The sequence below is a fragment of the Lysobacter sp. Root983 genome (genome assembly GCF_001429345.1).
Lineage (GTDB): Bacteria > Pseudomonadota > Gammaproteobacteria > Xanthomonadales > Xanthomonadaceae > Lysobacter.
Genome location: NZ_LMJO01000017.1, coordinates 432325 through 448395, shown reverse-complemented (window position 1 = coordinate 448395; position 16071 = coordinate 432325). Strand labels below are relative to the sequence as shown.

The 16071-nt window shown below is 69.0% G+C and carries 18 protein-coding genes; 14 read left to right on the top strand and 4 right to left on the bottom strand.

Going from position 1 to position 16071, the window contains the following annotated elements; genetic code table 11:
* The first annotated feature begins 16 nt into the window (after nt 1–16).
* The 5 genes from ftsB (at nt 17) to ASE43_RS17880 (ending at nt 3565) form a co-directional block, all read left to right on the top strand.
* Entirely contained in the window at nt 17–352 is a 336-nt protein-coding gene (gene ftsB / locus ASE43_RS17900) for a cell division protein FtsB (RefSeq protein ID WP_056172842.1), read from the top strand.
* A gap of 43 nt (nt 353–395) precedes the next feature.
* The gene (gene ispD / locus ASE43_RS17895; protein ID WP_057161399.1) at nt 396–1085 is read left to right on the top strand and encodes a 2-C-methyl-D-erythritol 4-phosphate cytidylyltransferase; all 690 of its coding nucleotides are present in this window, start codon (nt 396–398) and stop codon (nt 1083–1085) included.
* A gap of 602 nt (nt 1086–1687) precedes the next feature.
* The gene (gene ispF / locus ASE43_RS17890; RefSeq protein ID WP_056172848.1) at nt 1688–2161 is read left to right on the top strand and encodes a 2-C-methyl-D-erythritol 2,4-cyclodiphosphate synthase; all 474 of its coding nucleotides are present in this window, start codon (nt 1688–1690) and stop codon (nt 2159–2161) included.
* Nucleotides 2158–3222, top strand: a complete 1065-nt coding sequence (truD, locus tag ASE43_RS17885; protein WP_057161398.1) for a tRNA pseudouridine(13) synthase TruD — start codon at nt 2158–2160, stop codon at nt 3220–3222. The genes ispF and truD overlap by 4 nt, the downstream gene beginning before the upstream one ends.
* Before the next feature lie 115 nt (nt 3223–3337).
* Nucleotides 3338–3565, top strand: a complete 228-nt coding sequence (locus ASE43_RS17880; protein WP_056172853.1) for a hypothetical protein — start codon at nt 3338–3340, stop codon at nt 3563–3565.
* A 6-nt stretch (nt 3566–3571) separates the two neighbouring features.
* Here the strand turns inward: ASE43_RS17880 and ASE43_RS17875 are convergent, their stop codons facing one another.
* Nucleotides 3572–4156 carry a Smr/MutS family protein gene (locus tag ASE43_RS17875; protein ID WP_057161397.1) on the bottom strand — a complete coding sequence of 195 codons (585 nt, stop codon included), beginning with the start codon at nt 4154–4156 and terminating at the stop codon, nt 3572–3574.
* 341 nt (nt 4157–4497) lie between these two features.
* Between ASE43_RS17875 and surE the strand changes: the two genes are divergently transcribed.
* The 4 genes from surE to ASE43_RS17855 are packed head-to-tail and all read left to right on the top strand — an operon-like array spanning nt 4498 to nt 7463.
* Nucleotides 4498–5277 (top strand): 5'/3'-nucleotidase SurE, encoded by a 780-nt coding sequence (gene surE / locus ASE43_RS17870; protein ID WP_056172858.1) that lies wholly within the window; start codon nt 4498–4500, stop codon nt 5275–5277.
* Complete coding sequence (locus ASE43_RS17865; RefSeq protein ID WP_056172861.1) at nt 5274–5954, top strand: protein-L-isoaspartate(D-aspartate) O-methyltransferase; 681 nt, start codon at nt 5274–5276, stop codon at nt 5952–5954. Before surE ends, ASE43_RS17865 begins: the two co-directional genes overlap by 4 nt.
* Before the next feature lie 25 nt (nt 5955–5979).
* Nucleotides 5980–6597 carry a YqaA family protein gene (locus ASE43_RS17860; protein ID WP_056172864.1) on the top strand — a complete coding sequence of 206 codons (618 nt, stop codon included), beginning with the start codon at nt 5980–5982 and terminating at the stop codon, nt 6595–6597.
* 8 nt (nt 6598–6605) lie between these two features.
* Complete coding sequence (locus ASE43_RS17855) at nt 6606–7463, top strand: peptidoglycan DD-metalloendopeptidase family protein (RefSeq protein ID WP_057161519.1); 858 nt, start codon at nt 6606–6608, stop codon at nt 7461–7463.
* Between the two features lie 464 nt (nt 7464–7927).
* On the opposite strand, the gene ASE43_RS17850 is transcribed toward ASE43_RS17855, so the two are convergent.
* The 3 genes from ASE43_RS17850 to yhbY form a co-directional block, all read right to left on the bottom strand.
* Nucleotides 7928–8572: a D-Ala-D-Ala carboxypeptidase family metallohydrolase gene (locus ASE43_RS17850; RefSeq protein ID WP_057161396.1), complete on the bottom strand. Its 645-nt coding sequence runs from the start codon at nt 8570–8572 to the stop codon at nt 7928–7930.
* The gene (locus ASE43_RS17845) at nt 8569–8943 is read right to left on the bottom strand and encodes an MTH938/NDUFAF3 family protein (protein ID WP_056172870.1); all 375 of its coding nucleotides are present in this window, start codon (nt 8941–8943) and stop codon (nt 8569–8571) included. The genes ASE43_RS17850 and ASE43_RS17845 overlap by 4 nt, the downstream gene beginning before the upstream one ends.
* 151 nt (nt 8944–9094) lie before the next feature.
* Nucleotides 9095–9400 carry a ribosome assembly RNA-binding protein YhbY gene (gene yhbY / locus ASE43_RS17840; RefSeq protein ID WP_057161395.1) on the bottom strand — a complete coding sequence of 102 codons (306 nt, stop codon included), beginning with the start codon at nt 9398–9400 and terminating at the stop codon, nt 9095–9097.
* 69 nt (nt 9401–9469) lie between these two features.
* On the opposite strand from yhbY, the gene rlmE reads away from it, so the two are divergent.
* The 5 genes from rlmE (at nt 9470) to hfq (ending at nt 16061) form a co-directional block, all read left to right on the top strand.
* Complete coding sequence (rlmE, locus tag ASE43_RS17835; RefSeq protein ID WP_056172877.1) at nt 9470–10102, top strand: 23S rRNA (uridine(2552)-2'-O)-methyltransferase RlmE; 633 nt, start codon at nt 9470–9472, stop codon at nt 10100–10102.
* A 97-nt stretch (nt 10103–10199) separates the two neighbouring features.
* Complete coding sequence (gene ftsH, locus ASE43_RS17830) at nt 10200–12095, top strand: ATP-dependent zinc metalloprotease FtsH (RefSeq protein ID WP_056172880.1); 1896 nt, start codon at nt 10200–10202, stop codon at nt 12093–12095.
* A 491-nt stretch (nt 12096–12586) separates the two neighbouring features.
* Nucleotides 12587–13486: a dihydropteroate synthase gene (gene folP / locus ASE43_RS17825; protein ID WP_057161394.1), complete on the top strand. Its 900-nt coding sequence runs from the start codon at nt 12587–12589 to the stop codon at nt 13484–13486.
* Between the two features lie 1162 nt (nt 13487–14648).
* Complete coding sequence (miaA, locus tag ASE43_RS17820) at nt 14649–15638, top strand: tRNA (adenosine(37)-N6)-dimethylallyltransferase MiaA (RefSeq protein ID WP_057161393.1); 990 nt, start codon at nt 14649–14651, stop codon at nt 15636–15638.
* A gap of 144 nt (nt 15639–15782) precedes the next feature.
* Nucleotides 15783–16061 (top strand): RNA chaperone Hfq, encoded by a 279-nt coding sequence (gene hfq / locus ASE43_RS17815; RefSeq protein ID WP_056172892.1) that lies wholly within the window; start codon nt 15783–15785, stop codon nt 16059–16061.
* Nucleotides 16062–16071 lie beyond the last annotated feature (10 nt).

The following is a 16071-nucleotide window of genomic DNA, read 5'->3' as shown; positions in this document are numbered from 1 at the left end:
GCCGGGGAGGGCGGACATGCGCTGGCTGCGAGTGCTGGTGATCGTCCTGGCGGGCCTGCTCGCCTTCCTGCAGTACCGTCTGTGGATGGGCCAGGGCGGTACCCGTTCGGTGGCCGCGCTGGAGCAACAGGTGCAGCAGCAGACCCGCGACAACGGCGGGCTGCGTCAGCGCAACGCCGCCCTCGCGGCCGAGGTCGAGGACCTCAAGTCCGGCGAGGCGGCGGTCGAGGAGCGTGCGCGCAGCGAGCTGGGCATGATCAAGCCCGGCGAAACCTTCTACCGCGTGGTCGAACCCGAAACCCCGACCAACGCGCAGGCCGCGCCGGCCGGCACGGACGCGCCGGCGCCGTGACGGCGGTGTACCGCCCGTTCCGGATCGACGCGGAGCCGGGCCGATGAGCGCGCCGATCTGGGCGGTGATGCCCGCGGCCGGTCGCGGCACGCGTTTCGGCGGCGAAACCCCCAAGCAATACCTGGTCGCGGCCGGTAAGCCGCTGATCGCGCACGCGCTGGACGCCTTGCTCGCGCATCCGCGCGTGGCCGGCGCGATGGTGGCCTTGGCCGCGGACGACGCGCTGTGGCCGGGTTGGAGCGAGCGCCAGGGCAAGCCGGTGCTGCGCTGCGTCGGCGGCGGCGAGCGCGCCGATTCGGTACTGGCGGCACTGCGCGCGCTGCCCGACGGCGTCGGCGACGACAGCCTGGTGCTGGTGCACGATGCGGCGCGCCCGAACCTGCGCCGCGCCGACCTGGATGCCTTGATCGTCGCGGCCGAAGCCGACTCCGACGGCGCCATCCTCGGCGCGCCCCTGCGCGATACCCTCAAGCGCGCCAACGATCGACGCATTCTCTCCACCGAACCGCGCCAGGGCTTGTGGCGCGCGTTCACGCCGCAGGCCTTCCGCCGCGGCGCGCTGAGCACCGCGCTGCGCGACGCCGCGGTGGCCGGCCTGGTCGTCACCGACGAGGCCGCGGCGATGGAATACGCGGGCCTGCATCCGCGTCTGGTGGAAGGCCGCGAGGACAATCTCAAGGTGACGACGCCGGCGGATTTGGCGCTGGCGGAGTATTTGCTGGGGAAGGTTTAGCGGTTCTTTCGGCGTCGCTCCCGCTTGGGTCGCCGCTCTTGATCGTCATTCCCGCGAAGGCGGGAATCCAGTGACTTCAGCGCGATACGGAAAGAGCCGACGTGGCTCCATTTCTGCCGATGGCCTCAGCGCTAAGACTGTTTTGCATTGCCGATTCTCCGGGGCTTTCGCCTGCGGTTTGGATGTGCCGCTAAAGTCACTGGATTCCCGCCTTCGCGGGAATGACGGCAAGAACAAACGGCGTAGGGGCGAATGACAGCAAGTACGGACGCCGGCAAGTACGAACGCTGCCGCGCTTGGTTCTCGATCGCAGCTGCGTCTCGCTCGTCATTCCCGCGAAAGCGGGAATCCAGTGACTTCAGCGCGATGCGGAAAGAACCGAGGTAGGTCCGCTTCTGTCGGCGACCTCAGCCCTAAGGCTGTTCCTGCATTGTCGAATCTGCGGGGCTTTTGCCTGCCGTTTGGACATGCCGCTAAAGTCACTGGATTCCCGCTTTCGCGGGAATGACGGCAAAAAACCAGGCTTCGCGGGCTGCTGAGTCGACGGCTCCCCCGGGAATTTCGTCATAATTGCCCCCGATTCCCTCAGGCGGCACCCACTCATGCGCATCGGCCAAGGCTACGACGTCCACGCATTCGGCGATGGCGACCACGTCATGCTCGGCGGGGTGCGGGTGCCGCACGATCGCGGCGTGCTTGCGCATTCGGACGGCGACGTGGTCCTGCATGCGCTGTGCGACGCCATGCTCGGGGCGTTGGCGCTGGGCGATATCGGCCAGCACTTTCCGCCCAGCGACGAGCGCTGGCGCGGCGCCGACAGTCGTCGTTTTCTGCGTCACTGCAACGAGCTGATCGCGCAGCGCGGTTATCGGGTCGGCAACGCCGACGTCACCGTGGTCTGCGAGCGGCCCAAGGTCGGTCCGCATGCGCTGGCCATGCGCGAGGCGATCGCGCAGGACCTGGGCATCGCCCTGGACGCGGTCAGCGTCAAGGCCACCACCAGCGAGAAGCTGGGCTTCACCGGCCGCGGCGAAGGCATCGCCGCGACCGCGATCTGTCTGCTGGTGCCGGCGTGAGCGGCGAGCCCGCGCTGGCGCGCGCGCATGGCGCGCCGGCTCTGCGCGCGCGCATCCGCAGCGTGCCCGAGGATTTCCTGGTCGAGGAACTGCCGGGCTTCGCGCCCAGCGGCAGCGGCGAGCACCTGCTGCTGACGATAGAAAAGCGCGGCATGAACACCGCCTTCGCGGCCAAGCGGATCGCCGCCTGGGCCGGCGTCGGCGAGCTGGCGATCGGCTACGCCGGCCTCAAGGACCGTCACGCGCTCACCCGCCAACGCTTCAGTGTGCACCTGCCCAAGCGCGTCGCGCCCGATCTGGCGACGCTGCAGGAAGCCTCCGCGTCGGGCGAGGGCTTGCGCGTGCTCGACAGCGCATGGCACGCCAAGAAGCTGCCGCGCGGCGCCCTGGCCGGCAACCGCTTCGTGCTGACCCTGCGCGAGCCGGAAGGCGAGCGGGCGGCGATCGAAACCCGTTTGCAGGCGATCGCCGCGCGCGGCGTGCCCAACTATTTCGGCGAGCAGCGCTTCGGCCGCGACGGCGACAACGTCGCCAATGCGCTGGCGATGTTCGGCGGCCGCCGCGTCAAGCGCGAACAGCGCAGCCTGCTGCTGTCGGCCGCGCGCTCGGAGCTGTTCAACCGGGTCCTGGCCGCGCGCGTGGGCGCCGGCTGCTGGGATCGGCCCCTGGACGGCGAGGTCTGGATGCTGGACGGCAGCCGCAGTGTGTTCGGGCCGGAGCCCTACGACGACACGCTGGCCGCGCGCCTGGCCGGGTTCGACATCCATCCCAGCGGCCCGCTCTGGGGCCGCGGCGAACTGCGCAGCCGCGAGGCCGCGGCCGCCATCGAGCTGGCGGCGCTGGCCGGCGAGGACGCCGCCGCGTTGCGCGCGGGCCTGGAGCAGGCCGGCCTCAACCAGGAACGGCGCGCCCTGCGCCTGCGTCCGACCGCGCTGAACTGGCGTTGGCTTGACGGCCCGGAAGGCGTCGCACTGGAACTGGATTTCGTGCTGCCGGCGGGCGCTTATGCCACGGTCGTACTCGCCGAACTGGGCGAAATCTCGACGCTCGTTCGGCCCTGATCGACCGTTCGTCGGAAAGCAACGGGGGGCACTGGTTGCTCCTGAGGGCGGGCGTATAAGCCAAAAGAGCGACCGGCAATGGTGCCGGGCGCTGCAAGCCTCAGGAGACGGGAATATGAACGCGTCCTTGAAAGTCGTTTTGCTGTCGCTGTCCGTCCTCGGTCTGGCCGCCTGCGCTGGGCATAGCACCAAGAGCGCCTACGTACCGCCGCAGAAAGCGCCGTCGATCATGGACAACGACGAGCTCTACATGGCGCAGGTGGAACGCATCGCGCGTCGCCGCGGCATCGATGTGACCTGGGTCAACCTGCCGCGCAAGCCGCTCGCCAAGCACGAAGATTGACCTTGCTCAGCGCCGCCTGAGCGGCGGCGCGAGCAGCACCAGCACCGCTCCGGTACCGCCCTGCGAGGGCGGTGCGGAGTGGAAGGCCAGTATGTCGCCGCGCTGCCGCAGCAGCCGGTCGACCAGGTTCTTCAGCACCGGCAGGCCCCGGCTGTCGACGTACTCCGTGCCGCGGCGGTGGCCCTTGCCGTGGATCACTCGCACGCATCCCAGCCCGTGCTCGCGCGCGTCGTGCAGAAACGCGCGCAGCAGCGCCTCGGCCTCGCGCACGTCGCTGCCGTGCAGGTCCAGTTCCTCCTGGGCGGAGATCTCGCCGCGGCGCAGGCGCTGGAACACCCGCGGCGGCAGTTCGTCGCGGCGGTAGGACAGGGCGTCGCCGGATTCGAGCTCGCCGGCCCCGGCCAGGCTGGCGTCCAGCGCATGCCGGAATTCCTCGCGCGCCTGCGCCTCGTCGCGTTCGGCCATGCGCGCGCGCGGCTTGGGCTTGGGCGCGCTGGGCGGCAGCGCGGCCTCGGGCAGCCGCCGCACCGGCCCGATCGCGGAGCGGAACAGTTCGGCGGCGTCTTCGTCGTCGTCGTTCGGATCGGCCATGCGGAAACTTTAGCAGGGCGGTCGGGGCCTGCCCTCGGATACGGATGCCTCGCACGCTCCCGATTCGCGGTAGCAGCGGCGTGAGCCGCGACCACGAGATCACGGCCAGCACGCCGCTCCTACCCCAAGGCAGGGGCCAAACCCAGCGCGATCTTTCCGATCCTGGCCGCAGCGATCCGGATCGTGGTCCAGCGCCGCGAGCGGTGCGGGAGCCGGTAACGCCCATCGGCTATCATGGGCCCGTGCGCCGTTCGCGCGCTCCCGAGGTTGCGAAGAACTTACGTTCCACGGACCTCGGTGCCCACCCCGTTTCGAAGCTGTGCGGTAACGCAAGGGAGTCCATGCGAGTTCTCGTGAGTAACGACGATGGCGTCGACGCCCCCGGCATCCGCGTCCTGGCGCAGACCCTGCGCGAGGCCGGCCATGAGGTGCTGGTGGTCGCCCCCGACCGCGACCGTTCCGGCGCGAGCAATTCGCTGACCCTGGATGCCCCGGTGCGCGTGCACCAGCTCGACGCTTCGACCTGGCGCGTGCACGGCACTCCGACCGACTGCGTCCACGTCGCGATCACCGGCATGCTCGAGGTCGAGCCCGACCTGGTGGTCTCCGGCATCAACAACACCGCCAACCTCGGCGACGACGTGATCTATTCGGGCACCGTCGCCGCGGCGATGGAAGGCCGCTTCCTGGGCCTGCCGGCGCTGGCGATGTCGCTGCAGACGGTGGACCACGACGGCAAACATTACGAGACCGCCGCGCGCGCCGCGGTCGAGATCATCGCGCGTCTGCGCACCGATCCGCTGCCGGCCGACACCATCCTCAACGTCAACGTGCCCGACCTGCCCTGGGGCGAGATCGCCGGCTTCGAGGTCACCCGCCTGGGCAACCGTCACCGCGCCGAGGCCTGCATCCCGCAACGCGATCCGCGCGGGCGCCAGTGGTGGTGGATCGGCGCTGCCGGCCCCGAACAGGACGCCGGCCCCGGCACCGATTTCCATGCGCTGCGCCGCGGCTGCATTTCGATCACCCCGATCCACGTCGACCTGACCCGTTACCAGGCGTTGGATCAGGTCGCCAGCTGGGTCGGCGGGCTCGCCGCCGAGCTGGAGCAGGGCGCATGAACGTGCGCATGCGTCTGCAACCCGAGGCGATCGGCACCGGCATGACCTCGCAGCGCGTGCGCGACCGCCTGGTCGAGCGCCTGCGCGACAACGGCATCGGCGACGAGCGCGTGCTCAACGCGATCCGCACCGTGCCGCGTCATTTGTTCGTCGACGAGGCGCTGGCCACGCGCGCCTACGAAGACACCGCGCTGCCGATCGGCCACGGCCAGACCATCTCGCAGCCGTGGGTGGTGGCCAAGATGACCGAGGCCCTGCTCGCCGACGGCATGCCGGGCAAGGTGCTGGAGATCGGCACCGGCTCGGGCTACCAGGCCGCGATCCTGGCCGCGCTGGGTCTGGACGTGCACACCGTCGAGCGCATCGGCGAGCTGCTGCGCACCGCGCGCAAGCGCTTCCGCCAGCTCGGCTTGAACGTGCGCAGCAAACACGACGACGGCCGCATCGGCTGGCCCGAGAACGGCCCCTTCGACGCCATCATCGTCACCGCCGCCGCGCCGGCCCTGGTCGATGCGCTGACCGCGCAGCTGGCGCCGGGCGGCACCCTGATCGCGCCGGTCGGCGGCTCCTCGTCGCAGTCGCTGCTCAAGCTGCGCAAGGACGCCGACGGCAACGTCAGCCAAACCACGCTCGCGCCGGTGGTGTTCGTGCCGCTGCTGTCGGGCATGATCGATTGAACGCCGCGCGCCACAGGGATACTGAGTGAAGATTTTCGGTCCGCTCTACGAGCGCACGCTGGCCTGGGCCGCCCACCGTCATGCACCGGCCTATCTCACCGGTTTGAGCTTCGTCGAAGCGATCATCTTCCCGGTGATGCCCGAGGTGATGCTGGCGCCGATGTGCGTGGCCCAGCCCAAGCGCGCGTTCTGGTTCGCGACCTTGAGCCTGATCGGCTCGATGGCCGGCGCCCTGGTCGGCTACGCGCTGGGCCATTACGCGTTCGAGGCCCTGAAGCCGATGTTCGCGGCCCTGGGCATGCTGGACAACATCGAGGCGGGCATCGCCACGGTCCAGGCCAAGATGGTCGAATCGCCGTGGGCGGTGTTCACCTTCCTGGTGATCGGCGGCTTCATGCCGATTCCGATGAAGGTGTTCACCTGGGCGTCGGGCATCGTCGGCGTTCCCATGCTGCAATACGTGCTGAGCATGCTGATCGGTCGCGGCAAGCGGGTGTTCCTGCTGGCGCTGGTGATCCGGATCGGCGGGCCGCGCGCCGAGGCCGCGCTGCGTCGCTATATCGAGCCCTTGGGCTGGATCGCGACCGCGGTGGTGGTGGCCGGCATCGGCTGGCTGTGGTGGCACGCCCAATCTGGAGCATGAAAGCGCGCATGACTAACAACGGACTGTCGCTCATCGACACCATCCCCGCCGGCTCGGCCAAGACCGGCCGAGCTCTGGTCGTGGTCGCCGCGGCGCTTGTGCTGGCGGCTTGTTCGAGCACGGTGGTCCGCGAACCCTCACGCGGCGGCCGGACCCCGGTGCGCGTGTCCACGCCCAAATACGGCGCCAGCGCGGTGGTCCAGCGCGGCGACACCATGTACGGCATCGCGTTCCGCAACGGCATCGACGCGCGTGATCTGGCCGCCTGGAACGGCATCAGCGCGCCGTACACGATCTATCCCGGTCAGCGCCTGAAGCTGTATCCGGGCAGCGGCAACGCCACCGCCTCGCGTCCGCCGGTGTCGCGTCCGGTGCCGGCGCGCCCGGGCGGCACGACGCCGGTCACCGGCACGCCGAGCGCGCCGACGGTGCGTCCGCCGGTAGCGACGGCGCCCTCGCGTCCGCCGCCGGCGCCGACCGCGCCGGTCAGCAGCGGCATCGACTGGCGTTGGCCCGCCGACGGTCAGCTGCTGAGCCGCTACGTCGCCGGCGAACCGACCAAGCAGGGCATCGACATCGCCGGCAGCAGCGGCGCGCCGGTGCGCGCGGCCAGCGACGGCGTCGTGGTGTATTCGGGTTCGGGCTTGGTCGGCTACGGCGAACTGATCATCATCAAGCACAACGATGCCTGGTTGTCGGCCTACGGCCACAACCGCAACCGCATGGTCAACGAAGGCCAGTTGGTGAAGTCCGGCCAGCAGATCGCCGAAATGGGCCGCAGCGGCGCCGCGCGCGACATGCTGCACTTCGAGGTCCGCTACAACGGCAAGCCGGTTGATCCGTTGTTGTATCTGCCGAAGAAGTGATCGGGCGCCGACGGCACCACACCGCGATATCGAATTCTGCTTTGGGGTAGGAGCGGCGTGAGCCGCGACCTCGTTGTGGCCGAAGTTGCGCGATCGCGGCTTACGCCGCTCCCACAGAAAGCCGGCGGTTACGCCGCGACGGGTGGATCTTGCTTTGGGGTAGGAGCGGCGTGAGCCGCGACTGCGTGGTGGCCGAAGTTGCGCGATCGTGGCTTACGCCGCTCCCACAGAATGGCGGCGGTTACGCCGCGACGGGTGGATCTTGCTTTGGGGTAGGAGCGGCGTGGGCCGCGACTGCGTCGTGGCCGAAGTTGCGTGGTCGCGGCTTACGCCGCTCCCACAGGAAGCCAGCGGTTACGCTGCGACGGGTGGTCTTGCTTTGGGGTAGGAGCGGCGTGAGCCGCGACCTCGTCGTGGCCGAAGTTGCGCGGTCGCGGCTTGAGCCGCTCCTACGGGAGGCGGTGTTAGCCGCGGCGATGGGGTTTGCTTTCGCCAATGCGGGACGGCTTAGGCGGGGGCACGCACACCGAACTGCGCCGCGTGTAATCGTAACCCCAGGTCCGATGACCGGCGGTGTCGATGTGGATCGCACCGGAGTCGTAGAAGCCCAGCCCGAAGCGTCGTGCGGCGCCATGCGTGCGCCAGTAGGCGCACAGCTGTTGGTGCAGGCCGTCCTCGTGGGCCAGGTCGAAATCCAGCGCCGCGTTGCTCAGATGCTTGCTGCCCGGGGCGCCGCCCTCGCAGCGGTTCAGGGCCGGGTTGCGATAGCCCGAACCCACGCTGGCCCGATCCAGCAGGCCGGCGCCGTGCAGTTCGCGCACCAGACGCAGGGTCGGGACTATCGCCGGCCACTGCGACTGCGGCGGCACCGCGAATTCCTCGTCCGCGCAGCCTCGCCAACGCCGCGCGCTGCGTAGCAACTGTTGCGGCGGCAGCACGTCGGCGACGCCGTGCGTGCGCAGATAGCCGAGATAGGCGTCGGCAGCCCCGGCGCGGGTCCGGTGCCACTTGGCGTAGCGTTCGGCGGGCGTCGGGGCAGGGGGAGGAGGCGTACAGGCGCCGATCGCCAGCGCGACCAGCAGTACCCACAACCCGGCGCGTTGGCTCATGCGCCCAGCACGAACCCCGCCACCACGCGCCGGCCTTCGCCGGCGAGCACGTTGAAGGTGCGCGCGGCGGCGGCGTTGGTCATGGTTTCCAGGCCGACACCGCGGCTGAGGCAGGCGGCCAGGGTGGCCGGCGGCGGGAAGGCCTGGGTGGCGCCCGCGCCCAGCACGATCAGTTCGGGGTCCAGCGCCAGCAGGGGCGCGAGGTCGTCCAGGCTGAGTTGACGCACGTCCTGGACCGCCCAGCCCTCGATCAGGGTGTCGGGGGAAAGCACGAAGCTGGCTTCGAGCCGGCGCTCGTTGACCAGGGCGACCTGGCCGTCGGCGCCGCGCAGGAAGTAGGTGTGGTCCGGGTTTTCCAGCGTCAGTTGCATAGGGCTGGGATTCGGGATTGGAGATTCGGGATTCGTTTGAACGAGGGGCTTGGGGGCTTGAACGAGGGGCGGGCCGGCTAGGCGGGAGGTTGGGCCGTTCAGCTTTGCCGAATCCCCAATCCCGACTCCCTAATCCCAGCCGTTAAGCCGTTCAGGCCCGCGGCAACACGATCTGGCGCTTGTCCTTGCTCTGGCGGTAGTACACGGCGGTATGGCCGATGCGCTGGACCAGGGCCGCGCCGGTGCGCTCGGCGAGCTCGACGATCATGGCGTCGCGGACCTCGCGGTCGTCGGCGCCGACCTTGACCTTAATGAGCTCGTGGTGCTCCAGGGCCAGGTCGATCTCGGCCACCAGGGCGTCGGTGATGCCCTTGCCGCCGACCTGCAGCATCGCCTTCAGGTCATGCGCCTGGCCCCGCAGGAATCGAGTCTGGGAGGAGGTCAGGAGGGTGGGCATTCGGGCACGCAACGGGGTACGGAGGGGGCGTCAGGGTATCATGGCGGCCCACTAGCCCCGCCGGCCGCCATGGCAACCCGCAGTAAAAGCAGCCAACGCTGGCTCAAGGAACACTTCTCCGACCCCTTCGTGAAGAAGGCCAAGGCCGAAGGTTTGCGCTCGCGCGCGGCCTACAAGCTGGAGGAGCTGGTCGAGCGCGACCGTCTGCTCAAGCCGGGCATGGTCGTGGTGGACCTGGGCGCGGCCCCGGGCGGCTGGTCGCAGTGGGTCAGGCAGGCCTTGGGCCCCAAGGGCCGGGTCATCGCCCTGGACATTCTGGAGATGCCCAGCCTGGCCGGGGTCGAGTTCCTTCATGGCGATTTCAGGGAGGATGCGGTCCTATCCCAGCTGGAGGCCAGCCTGGGCGGACATACGGTGGACCTTGTGCTGTCGGACATGGCCCCCAATATGAGCGGTGTGGATGCGGTGGACCTGCCGCGAGCGATGCACCTGTCGGAGCTGGCGATGGATTTCGCCGACCGTCATCTGCGCGTGGACGGCGCGTTCCTGATCAAGCTGTTCCAGGGCGTGGGCTTCGACGACTACGTGCGCGAGCTGCGCCGTCGTTACGCCAAGGTCTCGATCCGCAAACCCGCGGCCTCGCGCAAGCGTTCGCCCGAGGTTTACGCCCTGGCACAGGGCAAGCGGGCACAAATTAAGTAAGGTGCGGGATTCGGGCCCAGGCCCGGTATTCCGATCTCACGGCGCACAGACGCGCCAGCGGCAACCAGGCCCCCCACGGGCAGCAGGCAGGAACTGAATGAACGACTTGGCCAAGAATCTGTTGCTCTGGGTGATCGTCGCCGTCGTATTGATGTTGGTGTTCCGCGCGTTCGGTCCGCCGGCCGGTGCCAGCGATGTGGTCGCCTACGACCAATTCGTGCAGCAGGTGCAGGGCGACCGGATCAAGAAGGTCAACATCTCCGACGACAAGACCACGATCAATGGCGAGCGCAAGGACGGGACCACGTTCACGACCTACTCGCCCGACGACAAGGAACTGGTCAACGATCTGATCAACCACAAGGTCGCCATCGAGCAGGCGCCGCCGCAGAGCGGTCCGTCGATCTTCCTGATCCTGATCAACGTGCTGCCCTGGCTGCTGTTCATCGGCATCTGGGTCTATTTCATGCGCCAGATGCAGCAAGGCGGCAGCAAGGGCGCGATGAGCTTCGGCCGTTCGCGCGCCAAGCTGCAGGGCGAGGACCAGGTCAAGGTGACCCTGGCCGACGTCGCCGGCTGCGACGAGGCCAAGGAGGAAGTCGGCGAGCTGGTCGAGTTCCTGCGCGATCCGTCCAAGTTCCAGAAGCTGGGCGGCAAGATTCCGCGCGGCGTGCTGATGGTCGGCCCGCCGGGTACCGGCAAGACCCTGCTGGCGCGCGCGATCGCCGGCGAGGCCAAGGTGCCGTTCTTCTCGATCTCCGGTTCGGACTTCGTCGAGATGTTCGTCGGCGTCGGCGCCAGCCGCGTGCGCGACATGTTCGAGCAGGCCAAGAAGCACGCCCCCTGCATCATCTTCATCGACGAGATCGACGCGGTCGGCCGCCATCGCGGCGCCGGCCTGGGCGGCGGTCACGACGAGCGCGAGCAGACCCTCAACCAGTTGCTGGTCGAGATGGACGGTTTCGAAGGCGGCGAAGGCGTGATCGTGATCGCCGCGACCAACCGCCCCGACGTGCTCGACCCGGCGCTGCTGCGTCCGGGCCGTTTCGACCGCCAGGTCGTGGTCGGCCTGCCCGACGTCAAGGGCCGCGAGCAGATCCTGCGCGTGCACATGCGCAAGCTGCCGCTGTCCGACGATGTGGTGCCGATGACGATCGCGCGCGGCACGCCGGGCTTCAGCGGCGCCGACCTGGCCAACCTGTGCAACGAGGCGGCGCTGTTCGCCGCGCGCGAGAACGGCAAGGAAGTGCGCATGGAGCACTTCGACCGCGCGCGCGACAAGATCATGATGGGCACCGAGAACCGCTCGATGGCCATGAGCGAGGAAGAGAAGAAGCTCACCGCCTACCACGAGGCCGGCCACGCGATCGTCGGCCGCCTGGTTCCCGATCACGACCCGGTCTACAAGGTCACCATCATCCCGCGCGGCCGCGCGCTGGGCGTAACCATGTACCTGCCGGAAGGCGACCGTTACAGCTACAACAAGATCAACATCGAAAGCCGCCTGTGCTCGCTGTACGGCGGGCGCGTGGCCGAGGAGCTGATCTTCGGCGCCGACATGGTCACCACCGGCGCGTCCAACGATATCGAGCGCGCCACCAAGATGGCCCGCAACATGGTCACCAAGTGGGGCCTGTCCGAGCTGGGCCCGATCACGTACGGCGAGGAAGAGGACGAAGTCTTCCTGGGCCGTTCGGTCACCCAGCACAAGAACGTGTCCGACGAGACCGCGCGCAAGATCGACGAGGTCGTGCGCGGCATCCTCGACAACGCCTACGCCCGCACCACCCAGATCCTGAAGGGCAACCTGGACAAGCTGGAAATGATGGCCGGCGCCCTGCTGCAGTACGAGACCATCGACGCGGGCCAGATCGACGAGATCATGGCCGGACGCGAACCGGGTCCGCCGGCGGACTGGGTCAAGTCGGGCAAGACCAGCAAGGACGACAAGGGCCGTCCGGGCGCGATCGGCGGTCCCGCCGCGCAGACCTGAATCAGGCTGGATTCGCTTACGAGAGCGCCGGGCTAGCCCCGGCGTTTTCGTTTAGGGCGGAAGGCGTCGGGTGGGAAGGTTCGTCGCGGCTTACGCCGCTCCCACAGGAAGCAGCGAGCGGATCGGCGGGCGTGCATCCCCCGCCACGCGCGGAGTACGGCCACGGGCTTCGCTGGATTCGCTTACGAGAACGCCGGGCTAGCCCCGGCGTTTTTCGTTTGGGGCGGGAGGCGTCGGGTGGGAAGGTTCATCGCGGCTTACGCCGCTCCCACAGGAAGCGAGCGGATCGGCGGGCGCGCAGGCCCTGCCGCGCGCCTGAGTGCGGCCGCTGCTTCCTGTGGGAGCGGCGTGAGCCGCGATCGCGACACGCGCTTGCCGACGACCGCTCGTGCGCAGTCGTCTATCGGCAACCCCCGCTCCCGTTCTCGAACGCATCCTCCACCCGTGCGCGGTAGCATGCCGGCTCGCCCCGACGCCGCACGAGACCGCCCATGTTCGACCTCGCCCCGATCCTGGATTGCAACGGCCGCGCCCTCAAGCTGGACCGGCCGCGCGTGATGGGCATCGTCAATGTCACCCCCGATTCGTTCTCCGACGGCGGCGCGCACGACAGCGCGGAGGCCGCGGTCGCGCATGGGCTGCGCCTGGCGGAGGAGGGCGCCGACGTGCTCGACATCGGCGGAGAGTCCACCCGACCGGGCGCCGACGAGGTGCCGGTGGAGGAAGAGCTGCGCCGGGTGATTCCGGTGATCGAGCGCTTGGCGCGGGACACGCCGCTGCCGATCAGCATCGACACCTCCAAGCCCGAGGTCATGCGCGCCGCGGTCGCGGCCGGCGCCGGCCTGATCAACGACGTGTACGCGCTGCGCCGCGAGGGCGCGCTCGATACCGCGGCCGCGCTGGGCGTGCCGGTGATACTGATGCATATGCAGGGCGAGCCGCGCAGCATGCAGGCCGCGCCGGAGTACGACGACGTCGTCGCGGAAGTGCATCGCTTCCTGGCCGAGCGCATCTTCGCCGCCGAGATGGCGGGCATCGCCAAGAAAAAGATCGTGGTCGATCCAGGCTTCGGTTTCGGCAAGACCCTGGCACACAACCTGACCCTGCTGGCGCAACTGGAACGCTACGCCGAACTCGGCGTGCCGGTGTTGGCCGGCCTGTCGCGCAAGAAGAGCATAGGCGAGCTCACCGGTCGCGAATCGGCGCGCGAGCGCGTGCACGGTTCGGTCGCCGCGCACCTGATCGCGGCCCAGCGCGGCGCGCGCCTGCTGCGCGTGCACGATGTCGCCGCGACGGTGGACGCGCTCAAGGTGTGGGGGGCGGTGGCGGCGCAGGCGATGCCGCGTCGCGCGGCGGCGCCGTCGATGCCGAAGTGGCCGGACGACGAATAAGCCGCAGACGTGCCGGCATTGGCCGGCGCATGCATTCGGTCGTGGCATGGCGCGCACGGTTGCGCGGGCATGCCGCATCTGGCGTCTGCGCGCGGCGATGCGATGGCCTTGTGCTTCATGGCGCAACGTGGGCAAGACGCGCGATTTTTTTTGCGCGCATCCGAGCGGGCTGCGCATTCCCTTCTCCCGCAGGCGGGAGTAGGTGCCCGCAGGGCGGATGAGGGCGCGCGACCAAGCGCGAACGACGTCTCTGTCGTAGCCCCTCACCCCAACCCCTCTCCCGCACGCGGGAGAGGGGCTCCGCGAGGCGCTCGTTTCGCGTCGCATTGCACCTTGGTGCGCGAACGCCGCGCTTCGGCGTCGGCCGTTCGCAGCGATGGCGAATTTGTCGCCAAACTTGCTGCGCCCCTTGCGCCCCTTGCGCCGCCTGGCTTGCGCGCGGTTCATCACGCAACTGTCCGCAGGCTTGTCCACAGGCGATGTGGATAGTCGCGCGCGATGCGCGTGCAAGCGCATCGGAATGGGAAATTCAAGCTTGACGCGATCGCCAATCTGGGCATGCGCACGCGTTCGTTCGGGATGCCGAAAAGCCGGAATCTGTCAAACAATTTCGCTGGCTAATTTTTAGCCAAATTCCTTGCGGGCCTTGCTGCGCCTGGCTCTGCGCGGGCTTCGCGCGAGACTGTCCGCAGGCTTGTCCACAGGCCATGTGGATTAGTCGCGACGCCCGCGTCGTATTGCGTTGCAGCACGCAATGGCGGCGATTGCGTATTGACGAATCCGATCGCATTCGTTCCGCATCCGCGGTTCGCGCGGCGACCGTCGGGCATGCGTCTTCGCGCAGGCAAGTCAAGCGATTTCGCTGGTCATTTTTTCGACAGACCTCTTGCGCTCCTTGCTGCGCCTGGCTCTCAGCCATGTCGTCCCAATACTGTCCGCAGGTTTGTCCACAGGCTTTGTGGATAGCGCGCAGGCGCTGGCGAAAATTTGATCGAACCGCGCGCGGGCCTTGCTGCGCCTGCGCCGCAGCGGCTTATCAACAGGCTTGCCCCAGCGCTTGCCCACAAGCTTTGTGGAAACCGCTGGGTGGTGCGTGCTTCCGCGAGGTGCGCGGCTGTGCGAGTCTGCGCGCTCGCCTCCGTACCGGAACCGTCGCCTCCGCATGTCCGCCGACCCGCGCCCGCTCGCGATCGCCCTGATGGGCCCGACCGCTTCGGGCAAGACCGCGCTCGCGCTGGACTGGGCGCAGCGCTACGGCGGCGAGATCGTCAGCGTCGACTCGGCCCTGGTCTACCGTGGGCTGGACATCGGCTCGGCCAAGCCGAGCTCGGAGGAGCAGGCGCGGGTGCCGCACCATCTGATCGACCTGCGCCAGCCCTGGCAGCCGTACTCGGCGGCCGAGTTCGCCGTCGATGCCCGGCGCGCGCTGGACCAGATCGCCGCGCGCGGGCACCTGCCCATCCTGGCCGGCGGCACCGGCTTGTACTTCCACGCCCTGTTGCAGGGGCTGGCGCCGATGCCGGAGGCCGACCCTGGTGTGCGCGCCCAGCTCGAAGCCGAGGCTGGTCAACGCGGCTGGGCGGCCCTGCACGCGGAGTTGACCGCGCTGGACCCGGAGGCGGCCGCGCGCATCCACGCCACCGACGCCCAGCGCATCCAGCGCGCGCTCGAGGTCTACCGCTTGTCCGGCCGCCGCATCAGCGACTGGCGGCGCGAGGCCGCCGGCGCGCCGCGCCTGCCGTACCGGGTGCTGAAGCTGGTGCTGGCGCCGACCGATCGCGCCGTCCTGCACGCGCGCATCGCCCAGCGCTTCGACGCCATGCTGGCCGGCGGCTTCCTCGACGAGGTCCGGGCTTTGCGCGGCTTGCCGGAATTGCAGGCGCATCCGCGGCCGTTGGACTTGCCGGCCTTGCGCGCGGTCGGCTACCGCCAGGCCTGGGAATTCCTGGACGGCGAGGGCGGCGCGCAGGCCTTGGCCGAGTTCCGCGACCGCGGCATCTACGCCACCCGCCAGCTCGCCAAGCGCCAATTGACCTGGCTGCGCGGGCAGTTGGATGCCCGCTGGTTCGACCCGGCCGCCGACGCCCAGGCCTTGGAACGGGCCGCCGCGCTGTTCATCGGCGGATCCCGGCACGCCCATCGCAAAGCCTGAGTTCGGGCCGTATCCGCAACGGCCACTTGCGTTACCATCGGCCGGTCACCGCTGTGGGGACAGCTACCGGCGACGCGGTCCGACAGGATGTCCAGGGCCGTCTTTGGCACCGAACCTTATAACTAGAAAGCTGGGGAACTACTGATGTCCAAGGGGCAATCCTTACAGGATCCTTTCCTGAATGCGCTGCGGCGCGAACGCGTACCGGTCTCGGTCTACCTGGTCAACGGCATCAAGCTGCAGGGCACGATCGAATCCTTCGACCAGTTCGTGGTCCTGCTGCGCAATACCGTGAGCCAGATGGTCTATAAGCACGCGATTTCGACCGTGGTGCCCGCGCGCAACGTCCGCGTCGGTCCCGGCGGCGGCTACGTGCAGTCCAGCGAAGGCGGCGGCGCCGAGGGCGACGACGAGAACGAGTGAGTGCGGGCTA